The sequence below is a fragment of the Noviherbaspirillum sp. genome (assembly GCF_035254685.1).
In the GTDB taxonomy this organism is placed as follows: Bacteria; Pseudomonadota; Gammaproteobacteria; order Burkholderiales; family Burkholderiaceae_D; genus Noviherbaspirillum.
On record NZ_DATFAI010000010.1, the window covers coordinates 171686 to 189792 of the forward strand.

Annotated in this window: 16 protein-coding genes; 11 read left to right on the plus strand and 5 right to left on the minus strand. The window is 61.8% G+C overall.

Annotation, left to right across the window (positions count from 1 at the left end; all coding sequences use genetic code 11):
- Positions 1-174 precede the first annotated feature (174 nt).
- On the minus strand, positions 175-2304 hold the full coding sequence (locus VJ698_RS02910; RefSeq protein WP_324101160.1) for a CHASE domain-containing protein: 2130 nt from the start codon (positions 2302-2304) through the stop codon (positions 175-177).
- Between VJ698_RS02910 and VJ698_RS02915 the strand changes: the two genes are divergently transcribed.
- On the plus strand, positions 2303-2464 hold the full coding sequence (locus VJ698_RS02915; protein WP_324101161.1) for a hypothetical protein: 162 nt from the start codon (positions 2303-2305) through the stop codon (positions 2462-2464). The two genes, VJ698_RS02910 and VJ698_RS02915, sit on opposite strands and share 2 nt — an antisense overlap.
- Positions 2465-2723: 259 nt before the next feature.
- Entirely contained in the window at positions 2724-3542 is an 819-nt protein-coding gene (locus VJ698_RS02920; RefSeq protein WP_324101162.1) for a hypothetical protein, read from the plus strand.
- Positions 3543-3666: 124 nt separating this feature from the next.
- On the opposite strand, the gene VJ698_RS02925 is transcribed toward VJ698_RS02920, so the two are convergent.
- Both VJ698_RS02925 and VJ698_RS02930 read right to left on the minus strand, forming a co-directional pair.
- A complete protein-coding gene (locus VJ698_RS02925) occupies positions 3667-5244 on the minus strand; it encodes a diguanylate cyclase (RefSeq protein ID WP_324101163.1) in 1578 nt (525 codons plus the stop codon).
- 160 nt (positions 5245-5404) lie between these two features.
- On the minus strand, positions 5405-5911 hold the full coding sequence (locus VJ698_RS02930) for a hypothetical protein (RefSeq protein ID WP_324101164.1): 507 nt from the start codon (positions 5909-5911) through the stop codon (positions 5405-5407).
- A gap of 196 nt (positions 5912-6107) precedes the next feature.
- Here VJ698_RS02930 and VJ698_RS02935 point away from each other — a divergent pair, with 196 nt between their 5' ends.
- From VJ698_RS02935 to VJ698_RS02950, 4 genes are all read left to right on the plus strand, one after another.
- Positions 6108-7430 carry an SDR family oxidoreductase gene (locus tag VJ698_RS02935; protein ID WP_324101165.1) on the plus strand — a complete coding sequence of 441 codons (1323 nt, stop codon included), beginning with the start codon at positions 6108-6110 and terminating at the stop codon, positions 7428-7430.
- Positions 7430-7894 carry a DUF2269 domain-containing protein gene (locus VJ698_RS02940; protein ID WP_324101166.1) on the plus strand — a complete coding sequence of 155 codons (465 nt, stop codon included), beginning with the start codon at positions 7430-7432 and terminating at the stop codon, positions 7892-7894. Before VJ698_RS02935 ends, VJ698_RS02940 begins: the two co-directional genes overlap by 1 nt.
- Positions 7895-8141: 247 nt before the next feature.
- On the plus strand, positions 8142-10991 hold the full coding sequence (locus tag VJ698_RS02945; protein WP_324101167.1) for an ATP-binding protein: 2850 nt from the start codon (positions 8142-8144) through the stop codon (positions 10989-10991).
- A gap of 6 nt (positions 10992-10997) precedes the next feature.
- Complete coding sequence (locus VJ698_RS02950; protein ID WP_324101168.1) at positions 10998-11462, plus strand: hypothetical protein; 465 nt, start codon at positions 10998-11000, stop codon at positions 11460-11462.
- A 93-nt stretch (positions 11463-11555) separates the two neighbouring features.
- Here the strand turns inward: VJ698_RS02950 and guaD are convergent, their stop codons facing one another.
- Together guaD and VJ698_RS02960 are read right to left on the minus strand one after the other, a co-directional pair.
- Positions 11556-12872 (minus strand): guanine deaminase, encoded by a 1317-nt coding sequence (guaD, locus tag VJ698_RS02955; RefSeq protein WP_324101169.1) that lies wholly within the window; start codon positions 12870-12872, stop codon positions 11556-11558.
- A 39-nt stretch (positions 12873-12911) separates the two neighbouring features.
- The gene (locus tag VJ698_RS02960) at positions 12912-14213 is read right to left on the minus strand and encodes an NCS2 family permease (protein WP_324101170.1); all 1302 of its coding nucleotides are present in this window, start codon (positions 14211-14213) and stop codon (positions 12912-12914) included.
- Positions 14214-14532: 319 nt separating this feature from the next.
- On the opposite strand from VJ698_RS02960, the gene VJ698_RS02965 reads away from it, so the two are divergent.
- The 5 genes from VJ698_RS02965 to VJ698_RS02985 all read left to right on the plus strand — a co-directional run bounded on the left by VJ698_RS02965 (position 14533) and on the right by VJ698_RS02985 (position 18095).
- The gene (locus VJ698_RS02965; protein WP_324101171.1) at positions 14533-14952 is read left to right on the plus strand and encodes a hypothetical protein; all 420 of its coding nucleotides are present in this window, start codon (positions 14533-14535) and stop codon (positions 14950-14952) included.
- 287 nt (positions 14953-15239) lie between these two features.
- Positions 15240-15656 (plus strand): DUF1801 domain-containing protein, encoded by a 417-nt coding sequence (locus VJ698_RS02970; RefSeq protein WP_324101172.1) that lies wholly within the window; start codon positions 15240-15242, stop codon positions 15654-15656.
- 166 nt (positions 15657-15822) lie between these two features.
- Positions 15823-16242 (plus strand): DUF2784 domain-containing protein, encoded by a 420-nt coding sequence (locus VJ698_RS02975; RefSeq protein WP_324101174.1) that lies wholly within the window; start codon positions 15823-15825, stop codon positions 16240-16242.
- Between the two features lie 90 nt (positions 16243-16332).
- A complete protein-coding gene (locus tag VJ698_RS02980) occupies positions 16333-17418 on the plus strand; it encodes a dienelactone hydrolase (protein ID WP_324101175.1) in 1086 nt (361 codons plus the stop codon).
- Between the two features lie 50 nt (positions 17419-17468).
- Positions 17469-18095 carry a class I SAM-dependent methyltransferase gene (locus tag VJ698_RS02985; RefSeq protein WP_324101176.1) on the plus strand — a complete coding sequence of 209 codons (627 nt, stop codon included), beginning with the start codon at positions 17469-17471 and terminating at the stop codon, positions 18093-18095.
- Positions 18096-18107 lie beyond the last annotated feature (12 nt).

Below are 18107 nucleotides of genomic sequence, written 5' to 3' on the forward strand. Positions count from 1 at the left end.
TCTTGTCCACGGAAGACACGGAAAACACGGAAAGCACCAACATTGTTATGTTTTCCGTGGTTTCCGTGTTTTCCGTGGACATCCATAATGACGCCTCAATCATAGCCGCGATACGTCAAGACCCAAGCTGAAAATACATCTGAAGGCCGCTCCCGCGCGCCGCAGGTGCCTTACTCAGTCCGAGCTGACCAGCGTCGCCGGAGAAGGCAGTTCTTTTTCCGTTTCGATCGGAAGGTAAACCGTCAGCGTCGTGCCCTTGCCGGGCGCGCTGTTGATGCGGAACTCGCCGTTGAGCGCGTGGATGCGCTCTTCCACGCCAACCAGTCCGAATGATTGTGATGCCTTGCGGCGATCCGGGTAGATGCCCACGCCGTTATCGGTCACGGTCATGACGAGCCGGTCGTTTTCCTGGTACAGCTCGATCGTCACATGCGTCGCGTTGGCATGGCGGATCACGTTGGTCAGCGACTCCTGCAGAATGCGGAACAGGGAAGTGGCGCGGGCGTCGTCGACAATGAATTCCTTGTCGCCGATGAGCAGGTCGCATGCGATGCCGCTGCGGCGCCGGAATTCCGCGACCTGCCATTCGATGGCGGCGGTCAGGCCGAGGTCGAGCACGGCCGGGCGCAGGTTGTTGATGATGGTGCGGATGGTCTTGACGGTCGCGTCGATATGGTTGAGCGCCCCGCGCACCTTCTCGTTCAGGTGCGGATGCGAATGCGCGGTGCGCGCGTCGAGCATGGAGACATCGATACGCAGGGCAAGCAGGGTCTGTCCGAGCTCGTCATGGATTTCGCGTGCGATGCGCTTGCGCTCATCTTCCTTCACGCGGTCCTGGTAGGCGGTCAGCTCGCGCAGCAGATCCTGCGAACGCTTGAGGGCTTCGACCGTGAGCTTGCGTTCGGAGATGTCCATGATGGTGCCGCGCAGCAGCATGCTGCGATCATCATGGCCGAGGCGTGAAATCGTCTGCACCCAGCGCATCGAGCCGTCAGCCAGGGTGATGCGATGCTCCAGGGTGAATTCCTCGCCAGTCATGATCGAATGATCCAGCCCGGCGCGTACTTTCTGGCGGTCTTCCGAATGGATGTGGTGCAGGAAAAATTCAAAGTGCGGCTCGTCCAGCAAGCGATCCACGCCGAAGATGCGATAGGTCTCGGCAGACCATTTCATTTTCCCGCTGCCCGGTTCCAGCACCCAGCTCCCGAGGCGCGCCATGTGCTGCGCTTCCGCCAGGCTGGCTTCGCTGGTACGCAGGTCCTTGGTCATTTCCTGCGCCAGTTCCACTGCGCGCCGGCGCGCTGTCATCATCGAGTAGTAAATGGAGTACAGCAGCACGGTGCTGAGCATGCCGCTGGTCAGCACTATCCACGGCAGGTAGGCGTCGAGACTGTCCACCATCTGCAACTTGCTGGCCGAGAACTCCGCTTCCCATACGCGCGGGCCGACTGTCATGGTGACGCGCTTGACGAACATTTCGCCCGCGAGCGAGGACGGCTGGACATGGCGATGACCGACCGGCGCAGCGCTGTCGAACAGCAGGTTCTCTGGACTGATCGTTCCGGATGCGAGCGGTTCGTCATGCCTGCCGACGTCAAAGAGCCGCACCCGGACGTAGTTCAAGGTGCTCCGGTCGACCGCGCCGAGCATGAGCATGCTGACATCGAAACCTGCGCCCACTGAACCGTAGTAGGCGGCACGTCTTTGCTCTACCGTATCGAGCGGCTTTCCGCGCCGGTAGAGCGGCAGGCGCATCGCGATGCCGACATGCGGATCGGGACCATTGATTTCTATCAGCTTGCCGGAGGAGCCGAGCTTGCCGGTGTCGCGCGACGCGGCGATGGCCTTGGCTGCCGGCGGCAGCGCCCACATGTCCGTGCCGAGCACGACCTTGTTGGTTTCCATGGGCTCGAGATAGGTGAGCACGTGGTACTCGCTGCGGTCGCCGGCCGGCTTGATCGCGAAATCCGGGTAGCCGTGCGGATCGATGCTGGTGTCCTTGCGCACCGCAGCTTCGAATGCCTTCTTTTCGTGCGGCAATACGCGCGGCGCAAAGTTCAGGCTCTTGATGCCCGGGAAGCTTTGCTCCAGGTTCAGCTTCTGCACATAGTCATGAAATTGCTCGCGGGTGATCCGATCACTCGTATAAAACAGTGCCCGCACGCTGTGCAGCATATCGATGTAGGACTGAATACGGGCCTGGATGGCGAGCTGTGCGTTATTGGCCTGGTAGGCAAAGTGCGTTTCGTTCTTGTCCTCGATTGCCCTGGTGGTGAGCACAGAAAGCGCAAACGAAATCGCCATGCCTGCCCACCAGACAGTGGACGAGAAAAGGGATTTGAAAAATCGTTTGGAAATGCGCATCGGTGATCGGTTGGTCTTGTTGCTCAAGGAAGGTGCTGGAATTTCGGGGAGCCTGGGCGAAGGCTCCGGCAAGTTACATTTCTTTCAGTATCCGGTTTAACCGGAAGTGTATAGCTTTTCCTTTCCGCCGGGGATTTTCCGGCCTTTGCTGGCGAGCCGAAAAGGTGTAACACGCCATTTCTCCTTTACCAGCATGATGACGCAGACAAAAGCACGCGCATACGGCATTTGACTTGCGTCAATGAAGTTGCATGTTTGAAAATATTTCACTGTGCTAGAGTAAGCCGCACGTCGATGAACGACGGCAAGTTTTCGTCGGCGCAACATCTTCATCAATCGTTACCGGAAGGGCGACACCAATGAACAAGAATATCGACACCAGGACAGTGGAAAAAACGATTGCAGCGATTTTTGCGCTCGATCTCGAACCGATCAAATTCAAGCTGATGAGCGAAGAAGAAGGGTACGGCTGGTCAAGCGAGCAGGCCGACCACTTCGAGCGCGAATACAAGCGCTTCCTGGCCCTCGTGGTGAAATATCCGGAAGAAACGATCGTGCCCAGCGCGAGTGTCGACAAGTTCTGGCACGCCCACATTCTCGATACGATGAAATACGCCGCCGATTGCGAAAAGGTGTTCGGCTATTTCCTCCATCACTATCCCTATTTCGGCTTGCGCGGCGAAGAAGATGCGGCGCGCCAGGCGGACGCAGTCGTCACCGCACGCCGTCTGTACGAGGCAGAGTTCGGCGCAGCCGGGACGGAGAAAGCCGCGTATTGCGCGATCGCCGCAGACAAGGCTGCCTATTGTGCAGTTGCCGCAGACAAGGCTGCTTACTGTGCCGTCGCAGCGGACAAGAAGGCAGGTCAAGCCGCCTATTGCGCCGTTGCTGTGGACACGAAAGTCGGAGCAGCGGCCTATTGCGCAGCAAGCGCCGGAGCAAAGGCCGAGCCTGCCGCCTACTGTGCAGTTGCCGCGGGCAAGCCCGCCTATTGCGCGGCGGTAGCCGGCAAACCGGATACGTCAGCTGCATACTGCGCGGTATCTGCCCAAGGGGAAAGTGCGGCGTACTGTGCCGTCGTGGCCGGGAAGGAGCAGGAAGCATCGGCTTATTGCGCAGTGGCGAGCGGCAAGGCCGCGGCGCGGGGCGAGCACGAACAGCTCGCAACCGCCCACTGAGTCGCAGACAGTTCGTCAACCTGGTGCAACCCTCTCGCAAGCCGGGAAACAACGCCTCGCGTCGCAGCTCGCGGGGCGTTTTCTTTTTCACATTCCGGCAGTGTCCGGCTTCACCGGCACAAGATCATTGCACCACCACCTGGTTGCGTCCATTGGCCTTTGCGATATAGAGCGCGTCGTCGGCGCGCTTGAGGGCCGCTGCGGCACTGTCCTCTCCCGAGCGGCACTGGGAGACGCCGCAACTGATGCGGATGACCAGGGCATCGCCGCGGATTTCCGCCGGATGATTCATGACGAGCAGGCGCAGGCGGTCGGCGACGAGGCGCGCTTCTTCCGTGCTGGTATTGGGCAGCGCCATCATGAATTCCTCGCCGCCAAAACGCGCGAATACATCCGCCTCGCGCAGGGAGTCCTTGCAGATGCCCGTCAGTGCCTGCAGCACCAGGTCGCCGACGGGATGCCCGTACATGTCATTGATGCGCTTGAAGTGATCGATGTCGATGGCGATGAACGACAAGGGGAATCCGTGCCGGGTCGAGGCGCTTACCAGCTTGGGGATCGTTTCGAAAAAGAAGCGGCGGTTATAGGCGCCGGTGAGCGGATCGGTGATCGAGGCAATGCGCAGTTCTTCGCTCAGATCCTGCAACTCCAGGTGCTTGCGCTCCAGTGCCTGGTGCGCTTCCTCGAGAGCCTTGCGCGACTTTTCGCGTTCCCGCGCCCGGTCGAGCATTTGATGCAGGTAGAGCAGGGCAAGCGCAAGCAGCGCGAGCGCACCGGCGGTAATGAGCGCCACGCGCCTGGCGATCATATCGACTTGCGCCATGGGCGCGAACACGTGGATCGTCCAGTCAGAGCCGGGCAGCGTGCCCGACTTCAGCAGATAGCGTGTGCGCGGCACGTTGTCGTTGGTATCGCCCCGTCCGACCTCCACGATCCGCTCGCCGCCCTGCAGTCGCTGCAACAGCGCCATCGGGAGCGAGGGCATCAGCACCTTGTCGTACTGGCGCGTGCTCTGCAGCTGTTTCGTGGCTTCCGGCGTCAGCTTCTGCATCGGCCGGTATTTCCATTCCGGCCGCGAGCTGAGGAAAATGACGCCGTTTCCGTCGGCCACCGTAACTTCATTGCGACTGCCGCCCCATCCTTCGTCGAGATCGCTCATGTCGATCTTCACCACCGCAACGCCAATCACCTTTTTCGCCACGGACACCGGATACGAGAGGTAGTATCCGGGGCGCAGGCTGGTGGTGCCCATTCCGTAAAACCTTCCACGCCGGTTCGCGATGCCGTCCTGGAAATAAGGACGGAAGGCGTAATTCTGTCCGACGAAACTGTCCGGCTCCTGCCAGTTGCTGGCGGCAATGACCAGGCCGCTTCTGTCCAGCACATAGATCACGGCCGACTTCGCGGTGCTGTTGGTCTGCTCGAGGAACTGGTTGGCGCGCTCGAGATACGCCGGATCGTCCGCATGCTTCACTGCATCGAGAATTATCGAATGATTGGCGACGACTTCAGGCAGGTAGCTGAACTTGTCGGTCGGCGCAAACAGGCTCGCGCGCAAAAGGTCGAGATGATAGGCCGCTTCGCGACTGAGGTCGGCAATGCTCTCCTGTCGACTGATCGACGAGGAAAAATATGTCGAAAAGGCAATGGTTGCCAACGCGACAAGAATGATGCCGATTCGTTTGCCGGTATTGTTCAGCATGCCGCTTCATGGTTTATTTCTTCCGATCCATTGTACTGCTTGCCTAACGGAAACATAGGGGAAACATACGGGAAACATGCAAGGGATTTGTGGCGGGCCGCACATGCGTGCCTGGGAGTCGTTCTAACATGAACTATTTGCGGCTGTGTGCCGCCGCATTTCACCTCGTCCAACCGGCGACCGGATGCGGCCTGTTCGATGCGAGGCGCGATGCAGCCAGTCCGCGCAGCGCCAGACCGAAGCCGAACGAGGCGTAGACCAGGAACATCGAGGACGTCGACAGGCGCTTTTCGAATCCAGGCTGCAGGCGGTGCGGCGTGAGCCTGTAATCGACGAAACAGGCGAGCGCGGCAACCGCGGTGCCGCCAGCCAGCGCTTGGCCGGCTTCACCACGCTCGGCAACCCTGCCGAACCATTTCTCGTAGAACACCGCCCACCAGGTGGATGAAGCATGGTGGATGAGATAGCCGATGCCGGTGTAACGTGCGCTCGGCTCGTCATGGTCGGCGGCATGGTCGCCCCATATCCAGTGGCTGATCGCATTGGTCGGCGCATAGGGCGCACCGCTCTCTCTTCGGCCGCAGCGGCCCAAGGTAATTGTCGATATGAGGCTTGCGACGCTGCCCGACACGGCACCATCGCGAATTGCTTCCCGCCAGCTCTTCATGCTATCTCCGTGCAACCCGGCGACATGGCCGCAACTGAACTACGCGTCCCGCTTGCCGGTCGTATCGTATGAGAACGGATCTTCCCTTCGATGCAGGAATGGCCGCTCGATCGGTATGGCGCAACTGACGGAAGGAAACACGACAACAGCATCATGTTGCAGACAGTTGCGTTGGAACCCCAACAGGTTCATCCATGTGACGCATAAAGCCGGGACAGGGTTCCCGCAGAAAAAGGACGCCAAATTGGTCGTGCTGCTGACCGGAGCGAGCGGGTTCATCGGGCGTTACCTCGCGCGCGCGCTTGTCGCGTCGCAGCACAAGGTGATCTGCGTCTCGCGCCATCCCCGGACGACAAGCCACCCGCCTGTGCGCACCATCGCAGCCGACTTCACGCGCGACTTCGACATCGAAGACTGGTTGCCGCGCGTGCGCGACGTCGATGTCGCGATCAACGCCGTGGGCATCATCCGCGAGCGGGGCGCACAGACCTTCGAGGCGATCCATGAACGCGCGCCCGCCGCGCTGTTTGCCGCCTGCGCCGCAAGCAAGGTGAGACTGGTGGTGCAGATCTCCGCATTGGGTGCTGATGAACATGCGCGCAGCCGCTATCATCTGAGCAAGAAAATTGCCGACGATTTTCTATGTCGCCTGCCGGTGCATTCCGCGATCGTGCAACCGTCGCTGGTGTATGGCCCCGGCGGCACCAGCGCGCGCCTGTTCAACACGCTTGCGATCCTGCCGCTGATCGGCCTGCCCGGCAACGGCGATCAACGCATACAGCCGGTGCATATCGATGATGTCGTCGCGGCCATCCTTGCGCTGCTGGAACAACCGCCGCCGAGCGGTACACGCGTCGCCCTCACCGGTCCGGAGCCGACGACGCTGCGAAGCTTCCTTGCCGCATTGCGCCGCGCGATGGGATTGCCTCCTCCGCACTTCCTGCCGATTCCAACAAGACTGATGCGCGCCGGTGCATCCGTCGCATCCCGCCTGCCGGGCAGCCTGCTGGATGAGGAGACTTTGCAGATGCTCGAACGCGGCAACACGGCCAGCCCGCAGCAGATCACGGCCTTGCTGGGCCGCGCTCCGCGCGCACCGGACCGCTTCATCGCGCAACGTCACGCGCGGGCAGAGCGTTTTCAGGCGCAACTCAACTGGCTGTTGCCGCTGCTGCGACTGTCGATCGCGCTGGTATGGATCGTCACCGGCATCGTGTCCTTCGGCCTCTATCCGGTTGCCGACAGCTATGCCTTGCTGGCGCGCGTTGGCATCACAGGGGCGCTGGCGCCTGTCATGCTCTACGGCGCTGCTGCGCTCGATCTTGCCTTCGGCATTGCCACGATCGCGCTGCGACGACGTCGTCTGCTGTGGCTGGCGCAGATCGCAGTGATCGTGTTCTACAGCCTCATCATCAGCTGGCGCCTGCCGGAATTCTGGCTGCATCCGTATGGCCCCTTGCTGAAAAATATTCCGATGCTCGCCGCCATCTTTCTCCTGCTGGAACTGGAGGCGCGCTGATGGATTACACCACCGTGAAGTGGTTGCATATCCTTGCCTCCACCTTTCTGTTCGGCACCGGCGTCGGTTCGGCATTCTATCTGCTGTTCGCCAGCATCAGTCGCGATGTGCGCGCCATTGCAGTCGTCACGCGCCTGGTGGTACTGGCGGACTGGATATTCACGACCACCACCATTGTGATCCAGCCGCTGACCGGCTTCTACATGGTGCAGCTGGGCGGGCTGTCCATGCGCACCCAATGGATTGCGTGGTCGCTCGGCTTGTATGGCATCGCCGTGGCATGCTGGCTTCCCGTCGTATGGCTGCAGATGCGCATGCGCAAGCTCGCGCGGGAAGCAGTCGAGCGCAAGGCGCCGCTGGCGTTTTCCTACTGGCGATATTTCTGGATCTGGGTCGTGCTCGGGATTCCGGCATTCATTGCGTTCGTGATCGTGTTTTACCTGATGGTTGCCAAGCCGGCGTGACCGATTACGGGTTTTTCGAAGGATATTGATGCAAGCGCAAAGGGCGTCGTCGCGGCGCCGGTTAGGCTCATCGATAAACTGAAAAATTCGATTGGCGCACACCGATGACCGGGGCGTGAAATCGATGGATTGCATCATCGCGCAGCCCGCGCGGCCACAATGCAATACAGTGTAATGCGGATGGCAATCCGGCTACATGAACCCGGTCTGACCAGGCTGATTTTTGATACCTCGACACGAGTTACTGATGGTATTTTCATTTCCGGAGCGGCCCGCCATCGCGCGCTATACGGTCGCCGTGCTCCTGGGCCTTGTTGCTGCTGCGCTGCATTGGGGCCTGCAGCCGTGGATCGGGGCGCGCAGCCCCTTCCTGATCTTCCTGCCGGCATTGCTAATCACCGCAATGACCGTCGGGCGCGGGCCGGCATTCGCGGTACTGGTCATTGGCTTGATCAATGGCGCGCTGCTGCTCGACCCGATCGGGCATCTCAGGATCGGCAGTGCGCCCGATCGCGCGCTGCTGGGCGCTTACATGGTTGCCGGCCTGTTGCTGTCTTTCCTTGGCGGAAAATTCCGCCCGGTGACGCACCGCGCCGTCGAAGCGGAACAGTTGCTCGCGCTCGCGCAGGAGAACGCCGGCGTGGGACTGTTCGAGGTCGACCTGGTACGGCGCACCATGTTTGCATCCGCCACCTTGCAGAGACTGCTCGGGCATCCGCCGCCCGTCGGCAGCGAGGCGCGGTATCTGCCCCTGGCTGAATGGAATGCGCTGTTCCGCGAAGAAGAGCTGGCGGAAGCGCGCCGCGCGCTGAAGGAGGCACTGGCGGCGAAAGCCGACAACTTTGCGCGCGAGCACAGCGTCACTTTGCCGGACGGCCAGACGCGCTGGCTACTCACGAAGACCCACATTGAAAAGGATGCCTCCGGGCGCGCCCTGCGCCTGCGGGGCGCATCGCTCGACATCAGCGAGCGCAAGCGCATGGTGGCCTTGCTCGAACGCACGCAGAGCGAACTCAAACAGCAGGTGGCGGACCTGCAGCGCCTGCATGTGCTTGCCGGGCGCGTCCTGGAGCTGAATGACCTGCAAAGCCAGTTCCAGGTGATACTCGAAGCGATCACCGAGTTCCATGGCTGCAGGCAGGGCTTGCTTTCCCTCTACGATCCTGAGCGCAACTGCCTCGTTGCCCGCGCCAGCATCGGGCTCAGCGAGCATGCCATGCAACTGCTGGCGACGGTGGAAATCAACCAGGGGGCCTGCGGCCTGGCGTGCGGACAGCGGCGTCGCGTGGTCGTGGAAGACACGGAGACAGAACCATGCTTTGCAGCATGGCGGCAACTGGCGCGGGAAGAAGGTTTCCGCGCCGTGCACAGCACACCGCTGATCACCGCCAGCGGCGTCGTGATGGGCGTCATCTCGGTGCACCTGCCCACGCCGCGCCGGCCCACCGAGCGCGAAATGCGGATGGCCGACATTTGCGCGGGCAAGGCCTCCGTATTCACCGAAAGAGCCCGCGCGCAAGCCATTGCGCAGGCGAGCGACCAGCGTTTCCGCGTGGTGCTCGAGTCTTCCGCCGTGCCTTTCAATGTACTGACGCCGTTGCGGGACAGGCAGGGCGGTATCGTTGATTTCCAATGGGCCTACGTCAACCACGCCGCTGCGCGCGTGGTGCGCCGGCCGGTCGAGGCTTTGATCGGGCAGCGGATGAGGGATACCTTGCCCGGCACCTGGGATGATTCCGAACTGTTCATGAATTTCGTCGCCGTTGCCGAAGCCGGCGAGACGCGTGAATTCGAATACCATGCGCAATCCAACGGCATCGAGGGCTGGTACCATATCGTCGCGTCGCCCCTGCAAGGCTCGGTGGCGACCTGGTTCGCGGATATCACCGAGCGCAAGCTGAGCGAACAGGCGCTGCGGGAAGCGGACCGCCGCAAGGATGAGTTCCTCGCGACGCTGGCGCACGAACTGCGCAACCCGCTTGCGCCGATCCGCCAGGCGGCGCTCATCTCCAACTCCACCAAGGCAACCGAAGCTCAGAAACGCTGGAGCCATGGCGTGATCGACCGCCAGGTGCGGCACATGTCCCTCCTGCTCGACGACCTGCTCGATGTTTCGCGCATCACCCGCGGCATGCTGCACCTGCGCATGGCGCGTACGGAATTGTCTTCCGTGGTCGAGTCGGCCGTGGAAACGGCGCGTCCGATCATCGACGCCCGGCAGCATCTGCTGCGTCTCGATCTGCCGCCTGATCCGGTGTATTTCGAGGCCGACCAGTTACGTGTCGCGCAGGTGCTGGCCAACCTGCTCACCAACGCAGCCAAATACACCGATCCCGGCGGCACGATCCGCCTGCATGCCGAAGCCGGCCCTGACGAACTCGTGATCAGCGTTATCGATAACGGCATCGGCATCCGGCCGGAAGCGCTGGACGACATCTTCCGCATGTTCACCCAGGTGCGTTCCACACAGGACCGTTCCAGCGGAGGCCTCGGTATCGGGCTTGCCCTGGCCAAGGGACTGGTCGAGCTGCACGGTGGCAGCATCACGGCCAGCAGCGCGGGGCCGGGACAGGGCAGCAGCTTCACTGTGCGCCTGCCCGTGCGTGCCTCCGCCGCGCCGGAGCACGAAGCGGACGGGGCGGCGCCCCCTCCGCCCATGCAGGGAAAGCGCGTTCTGGTCGCGGACGATAATCGCGATGCCGCGGAAACCCTGTCCGAGCTGCTGCGCCTGCAAGGCCACGAGGTCCGCATTGCCTATGATGGTGAAAGTGCGCTGTCCACCTTTGCCGACTTCGCACCGGAGGTTGTCCTGCTCGACATCGGCATGCCCGGCATGAGCGGCAATGAGGTCGCACAGCGTATCCGCAGCATGCCGCAAGGGAGTGGCACGGTGCTCGTGGCGGTGACAGGATGGGGCCAGGAAAAGGACAAAAACCTCGCGTTCGCAGCTGGTTTTGATCATCATCTCACCAAGCCGATCGATCTCATGCGCCTGCGCAGCCTGCTTGAAGAGCCGGCCACGCAGGTCGGCACAGGCGACGGCGGATCTGACCCGCCATCAGTGCTGGTGCTGCATGCGAACGGATATAACCCCTGAACGACGATGACAGAAACCAAAACCATCCACACCGACTTCTGGCTCCTGAAAGTGCCGCAGGACTGGTCGGAGCGTCCGACCGACGACGGAAAATCCATCTACCTCGAATCCGCCGACGGCACCAAGGGCGCTTATCTCACGACCTGGACGCTGGGCGAGGACGACGACAGACCGGCCGAGGAGCTCGCTGCGGCATTTCGCATAGCCGACCTGAAGTCGCTGGAGAACATGGCCGGATACCGCTGGAAGATCATGGCCGAGATTACCCGCGGCACTGGCAACGCTTGCGTCTCCATTACCGACTATCTCGATACCGAAAAGAACCATCGCGCCGTCGGCAAGATACTGGCCGCGCCGCCGGTCGTCATTCGCGCGACGTTCCACGACTATGCCTGCATCAATTACGACGCATCGCTCGATTACTTCGCGCCGATCGTGGATTCACTGCAGTTTTATGTGGGGCAGGGGTGAGGGTGTTGCGGGAATAGGGATGTAGCAGCGTGCATTTCGCGCGCGCAGCGCGTTTAACATCGATGCCCCGCCGATGCGCCGTGAATGAGTGAATCACTCCCGAACGTGCACGCACTTCCCGCCGCTATAGGTCGCCAGCACCGCCCGGTCGTCGCCGAGCAGCGCGTAGGCGAACAGCAATTCCTCCAGGCTGTCTGCGCGATCCGTGCGCCGCGCCAGCAAGGGCGTGGCACTCGGATCAAGCACGATGAAATCGGCTTCCGCGCCGGCACCGAAACTGCCTATCGTTCCATCGAGGTGCATGCAACGCGCGGCTCCCAGCGTGGCGAGATAGAACATGCGCAGCGCCGACAGGTGCGTGCCCCGCATGCGCGCGACCTTGTAGGCTTCGTTCATTGTCTGCAGCATCGAGAACGAGGTGCCGCCGCCGACGTCGGTGGCAAGCGAGAAGGGCATGCGCGCCGCGTCGGCCAGCGCGAAGTCGAACAGGCCGCTGCCGAGGAAGAGGTTGGACGTCGGACAGACGGCCGCCGCCGATTGCGTCTCGCGCAGGCGCGCGCGGTCGTGCTCGTCGAGCCAGATGCAGTGCGCAAACATGGCGCGCGGGCGCAACAGGCCGTAGCGGTCATACACATCAAGATAGCTGCGCGCATCCGGGAAGAGCGATTTGACCCACGCCACTTCCTCGGTGTTCTCCGCGACATGGGTCTGCACGAATACCTCGGGATGCGCCCGCGCCAGTTCGCCCGCAGCTGCCAGTTGCGCTTCGCTCGACGTCGCGGCGAAGCGCGGCGTGATCGCATACAGCTGGCGTTCGCGATCGTGCCACTTGTCGATCAGTTCTTCACTCGCTCGCAGTGCGGATTGGGCGTCGTCGATGAGGAAGGTTGGGCAATGGCGATCCATCATCACCTTGCCCGCGACCATGCGCAGGCCGCGTTGCGCACTTTCCGCGAAAAATGCATGCACCGATGCCGGGTGCACGGTGCAATACACCATGGCCGTCGTCGTGCCGCAGCGCAGGAGTTCATCCAGGAAAAAGCGGGCCACCTCGCGCGCATGCGCTTCATCCTCGAAGCGGCGTTCCGCCGGAAAGGTGTAAGTGTCGAGCCATGGCAGCAGGCTGCGTGCCGGCGAGGCGATCACATCGGTTTGCGGGTAATGGATGTGGGTGTCGATGAAGCCGGGCACGATCAGCTTGCCGTGGTATTCATGGATCACAGTGCCTTCCGGCAGCCCGGGGCGCAGCTGCGCGTAATCGCCTGCGGCCTTGACGCGGCCATGCTCGACTACGAGCAGCCCGTCTTCATGCCATGCGGAAGCGTCCTGCTCGAAGGCCGGGTCCGTCCTGAAATACAGGATGCTCGCCCGGTACGCCTGACAGGTCGATGGTGCGGTGTCCGACGTCATGGTGTTGCCCCGTTCCATTGCATGAAGACGATGCAGGAGTTATTCAGCGCCGAGATACACGTAACGGAAAATGAAAATCGCCGCGATGATCCAGACGATGACCGGCACTTCCCGCGCGCGGCCAGTGAACAGCTTCAGGCCGGCATAGGAGATAAAACCAAATGCTACGCCGTTCGCGATCGAATAGGTGAACGGCATCATCAGCGCGGTGATCACTGCCGGAACGCTTTCGGTGTTGTCATCCCATTGCAGCTCGGTCAGTTCGCGCAACATCAGGCAGGACACGAAGAACAGCGCCGGGGCTGTCGCGTAGGCAGGCACCGCGCCGGCCAGCGGCGCGATGAACAGGCAGGCGAGGAACAGCACGGCCACCGCGACCGCGGTCAGCCCCGTGCGGCCGCCGGCCTGTACGCCGGCGGCACTTTCAATATACGCCGTCGTGCTCGACGTGCCGAGGAAGGAGCCGGCGACGATCGCAGTGCTGTCGGCCATCAGCGCCTTGTTCAGCCGGTCCATCTTGCCTGCCTTCAGCAGGCCCGCGCGGGCGGCGACACCCATCAGCGTGCCCGTCGCATCGAACAGTTCTACGAGAAAGAACACGAGCACCACGTTCAGGATGCCGATCGACAGCGCGGCGGAAATATCCAGCTTGAACAGCGTCGGCGCGAGTGACGGCGGCGCCGACACGACGCCGTGGAAAGTATTGCCGGCAAAAATGAAGCTCAGGATGGTCACCACGATGATGCCGATCAGGATCGCGCCTTTCACGCGCAGGCGGTCCAGCGCCACGATCAGGAAGAAGCCGATGATCGCGAGGACCGTCGGTACCTTGTGCAGGTCGCCCAGCGTGATGAAGGTGGCCGGATGCGCCACCACGATACCGGCATTCTTCAGCGAAATGATTGCCAGGAACAGCCCGATGCCGGCCGTGATCGCGGTGCGCACGGAGTGCGGGATGCCGTTGACGATCATCTCCCGGATGCGCAGCACGCTCACGATCACGAACAGGATGCCGGAAATGCACACCGCGCCGAGCGCCGCTTCCCAGCTATAACCCATGCCCTTGACCACGCCGTACGCGAAATATGCATTGAGGCCCATGCCCGGCGCCATCGCGATCGGGTAATTGGCCCACAAGCCCATCACCAGCGAGCCGAGCGCGGCGGCAATGCAGGTCGCCACGAACACGGCGTCCTTGGGCATGCCGGCGTCGCCGAGAATGGAAGGGTTCACAAAAATGATGTAGGCCATCGTGAGGAAAGTCGTCAGGCCGGCCAGCACCTCCGTGCGGACATCCGTTCCCTGCTCCGTCAGTTTGAAGAACCGATCCATCGCGCTCATTTTTTCTCCTTGTTTGGGTTGGTCGCGCTGCATATTAGACCCGATTTCGCGGGAGAGTGCCGCTGGCAGTACGCCGGGGCAATGTGGCCGGCGGAAAGCGCGGAGGGAACACGTGCGATGCAGGTTTCCAACACTGGGGGCCTGACTGCGCGCACCCGCATGGACAAAGGCTGAAAATTGGATATACTGTACGTATGAACAGTATACGGGTTTGCTGAAATACAGGCCTTGCAGGAACGCCTTCCAGGAACGCGACGCGCCCGTTTTCACGGCAGCCCAGGCAGCACGGCCCTTGCGGCCGGCGACAAGGAGGTGAGCGATGTTCAAGACAGGCACATGGGTAGGCGCCGGCCGCTGGCCGAACCAGAACGCGCACCCCGACCAGTGGCACAAACCGATCCGCGGCCAGGTCCTCGATTTCTGCGACGTCCGCGCCTGGGCCAACTCCATTTATTTCCCCGAAGATGTCCCCCACGCCGGCGCAGTCATGGGCCTCGCGCTCAAGATGCAAGGCGAAGGGAAGCTCGAAGGCCTGACGCCGGTCTGCTGGGATTTCATCACCCACCGGCGCGTTCTTTGGGAAAAGACCTCCGCGCTGCGCAGCTACGAAGACGACGTCCTGATCTGGCGCGCGGCAAGGGCGCTGCGTCGCGATGAACTCGAACATCCGCGCCGCCGCAAACCGAGGGATATCCGGGAGTTCTTGCCGGAGCAGCAGAGGAGTCTGGTGCTGGCTTGATCAGGGGCGGCAATCTGGCCGGACAAAGGTTCGACCAGGGACGGCGGTAAAATCATCATTCGGTCCTTGACGTGCCACTTCATGCGTTCCAAGAGGAGCATGAATACCGCCGATCGCTAATACACTCCGACATCATCGTATGCCTGCATGCGAAGGGGGCATTGACGGTCCGGTGAGCAAGGAAAAGGCGGTTGGATTGACTGACGAGAGGCTTCGCGAGCCGGATCGCTTGCACAAGGTGTTGTTGGGCGAGCCGAACGATTGAGCGCTGCAATGTGTGAGAGAACATGAACAAAGCAAATTCACCCGAGGGCCATTCCGCATCCGAACTCATTGACAAAAAACTCACCGAGCTCGGAGACTGGCGCGGCGAGACATTGAGCAGGATGCGCAGGCTGATCAAGGAAGCTGCTCCGGAAGTCGTCGAGGAGTGGAAATGGATGGGCACGCCGGTATGGTCGCAGGACGGGATCATTTGTACCGGGGAGTCGTACAAGGCGAAAGTGAAGCTGACCTTCGCCAAGGGAGCCTCGTTAAAAGACCCGGCCCGGCTCTTCAATTCCAGCCTTGATGGAAACGTGCGGCGGGCGATCGACATCAACGAAGGCGAGGAAGTCGACGCCGACGCGTTCAAGGAACTCATCCGTGCGGCGGTCGAATTCAATGCGTCTGCAAAGAAGACCAAATCAGCTCGGGCAAAGTAGCCTGCCGGGCATCCAAGGGAGAAGGTGTGCGGATGGCCGAACCAGAGCAGCACTTGCATGAACACACCCATTGTCGAGAATCCCGGACTCAGGTTCTGCAAGCACTCCAATGTCTGATTGCAAGATCCTGTCTGGCCGTGCTCGCGACCAATGCTAAACGTATCCAATGCCTGCCGACACCGTTTACCTGCTTCTCGCTGACGCAGTACTGGTCACCCATCTGACGATCGTCGCCTTCGTCGTGCTCGGGCTTGTGCTGGTTGTCGCAGGCAATGTCGCGCATTGGCGCTGGGTCAACCGTTTATGGCTGCGGCTTGCGCACCTCGGGGCCATCGCCGTCGTGATTCTGGAAGCCTGGGCAGGGTTCACCTGTCCACTGACTACGCTCGAAATGTGGCTGCGGTTAAAGGCACATGCGCCGGCCTACGCGGGCGGTTTCGTGGAGCACTGGCTGCAGGAATTACTGTACTACGAGGCGCCGGCCTGGGTGTTTGTGCTTGGCTACACTCTCTTTGGCGTGCTGGTGCTGGCGACCTGGTGGCGTTGGCCGCCCATGTCCTTGCGTCCTCGTGAACGCAGTCGCTGACACGGCTCAGGACAGGCGTGGCGCGAAACCTTATAGTGTGCATGAGCCGGTTGCGTAAGGCCCAGGACAATAGCAAAAAGGGGACGGATCATGCAGATGTGGAGGAGGCGTGCAGGCTTGTGGCTCAGCGCCGCATTGCTTGGCCTGAGTTTCACGACAGGAGCCTTCGGACAGGTCGGCATGGCCGAGCTGCCCGGTGTGTCCGGGAGTGGACCGGTCACGGTTTTTTATCCATCCGCCAGCGAATCGCATCTTGAAGACAGATATGGCTTCCGGCTCGATGTCGCCGTTGAAGGCAATCCGGTGCAGGGTAATCGCCGGCTTGTGGTCATCTCCCACGGATCGCCGGCTTCGCCGTGGGTTTATTACGACCTCGCCAGGTTGCTGGTGGAAGACGGTTTCATTGTCGCGATGCCCGAGCATTTTGCCGACAACTACAAGGACGACAGCCAGCCAGGTCCGCCAAGCTGGAAGCGGCGCCCCATTGAGGTATCCAGAGCGATTGACCGCCTCGCGGGCGATACGCGTTTCCACCCCTTGCTGGACCTGGACAAGGTCGGGATGTACGGCATGTCCGCCGGCGGGCACACGGCGCTGACACTGGCCGGCGGGCGCTGGTCTCCGGCGAAACTGCTGCAGCACTGCGAAGCAGACATCGCCGATGATTTCCGGGCCTGCGCCGGATTGACGACCTCGTTGACTGGCGGCATGCTCGATGGCGTCAAGCTCGCCGTGGTCCGCTGGATCCTCGGCTTCAAGCTCGCCGACACGACCTGGTATTCCCACACCGATCCACGCATCACCGCCATCGTCGCGGGCGTGCCGTTTGCCGCCGATTTCGATGCTGCGTCGCTCAGTGCGCCTACCGTCCACCTCGGCATCATTTCGGCACGTCAGGACAAATGGCTGAACCCGAAGTATCACAGCGATGTGATCCTCAGGACATGCGCTAGCTGTGAATGGCTGGCCGACCTGAAATCGGGCGGCCACGGCGCCTTGCTCTCACCACTCCCGCCGGCACCTGATGACGCCATCCGTGAAGTGATTGCCGATCCGCCGGGTTTTGAGCGCGCGACTGTCGTGCCGGAAGTGAACCGCAAGATCGTGGCTTTTTTCCACCAGTATCTGCTTGGCACGGTGCCACCGGGTCGCGAGCAGCAATCGAACGAGAAGTAGGCATCTGCGCCCGCCGGGATTGGTACAATCCTCGCGGCGCTTGCATCCGCATGCCGCCCAATCCATTCCGGGATGCGATGATGGAAACCGACCCATGGCTTGAACGATGGCTGCCGCTGATGGCGGAGACGGCCGTGGACGCGACCGTGCTTGAACTCGGCTGCAACGCCGGGCGCGATACGGCGCGCCTGGCGGAAGCCGGCTTTCGCGTGGTGGGAACGGACATCTCCGCCGAGGCGCTGCAGGCATGTCATCATGCCGTTCCGTCCGCGCTGCTGCTGCGCCACGACCTGCACGAACCACTGCCTTTCGCGGACGCCAGTTTCGGCGTGATCGTCGCCAGCCTCTGCCTGCATTATTTTGCCTGGGAGGAGACGCGCGGCATCGTCGCCGACATCCATCGATGCCTTTCGCCCGGCGGTGTGATGCTGTGCCGCGTCAATTCGGTGCGGGATGTCCATTATGGCGCGGATGGCACGGTCGCGCTGGAACCGAACTATTACCTGGTCGATGGACGTCACAGCAACCGCAAGCGTTTCTTCGACCGCGCGGCGATCGACGCCTTGTTCGGCCCCGAATGGGAACGCATCGCCGTGGAGGAAATGGAGATCAACCGCTACGACAAGCCGAAAGTGGTGTGGGAGATGGTGCTGCGCAAGGCGGGCGCGCGCCGGTAGGGCGCTTGCCCC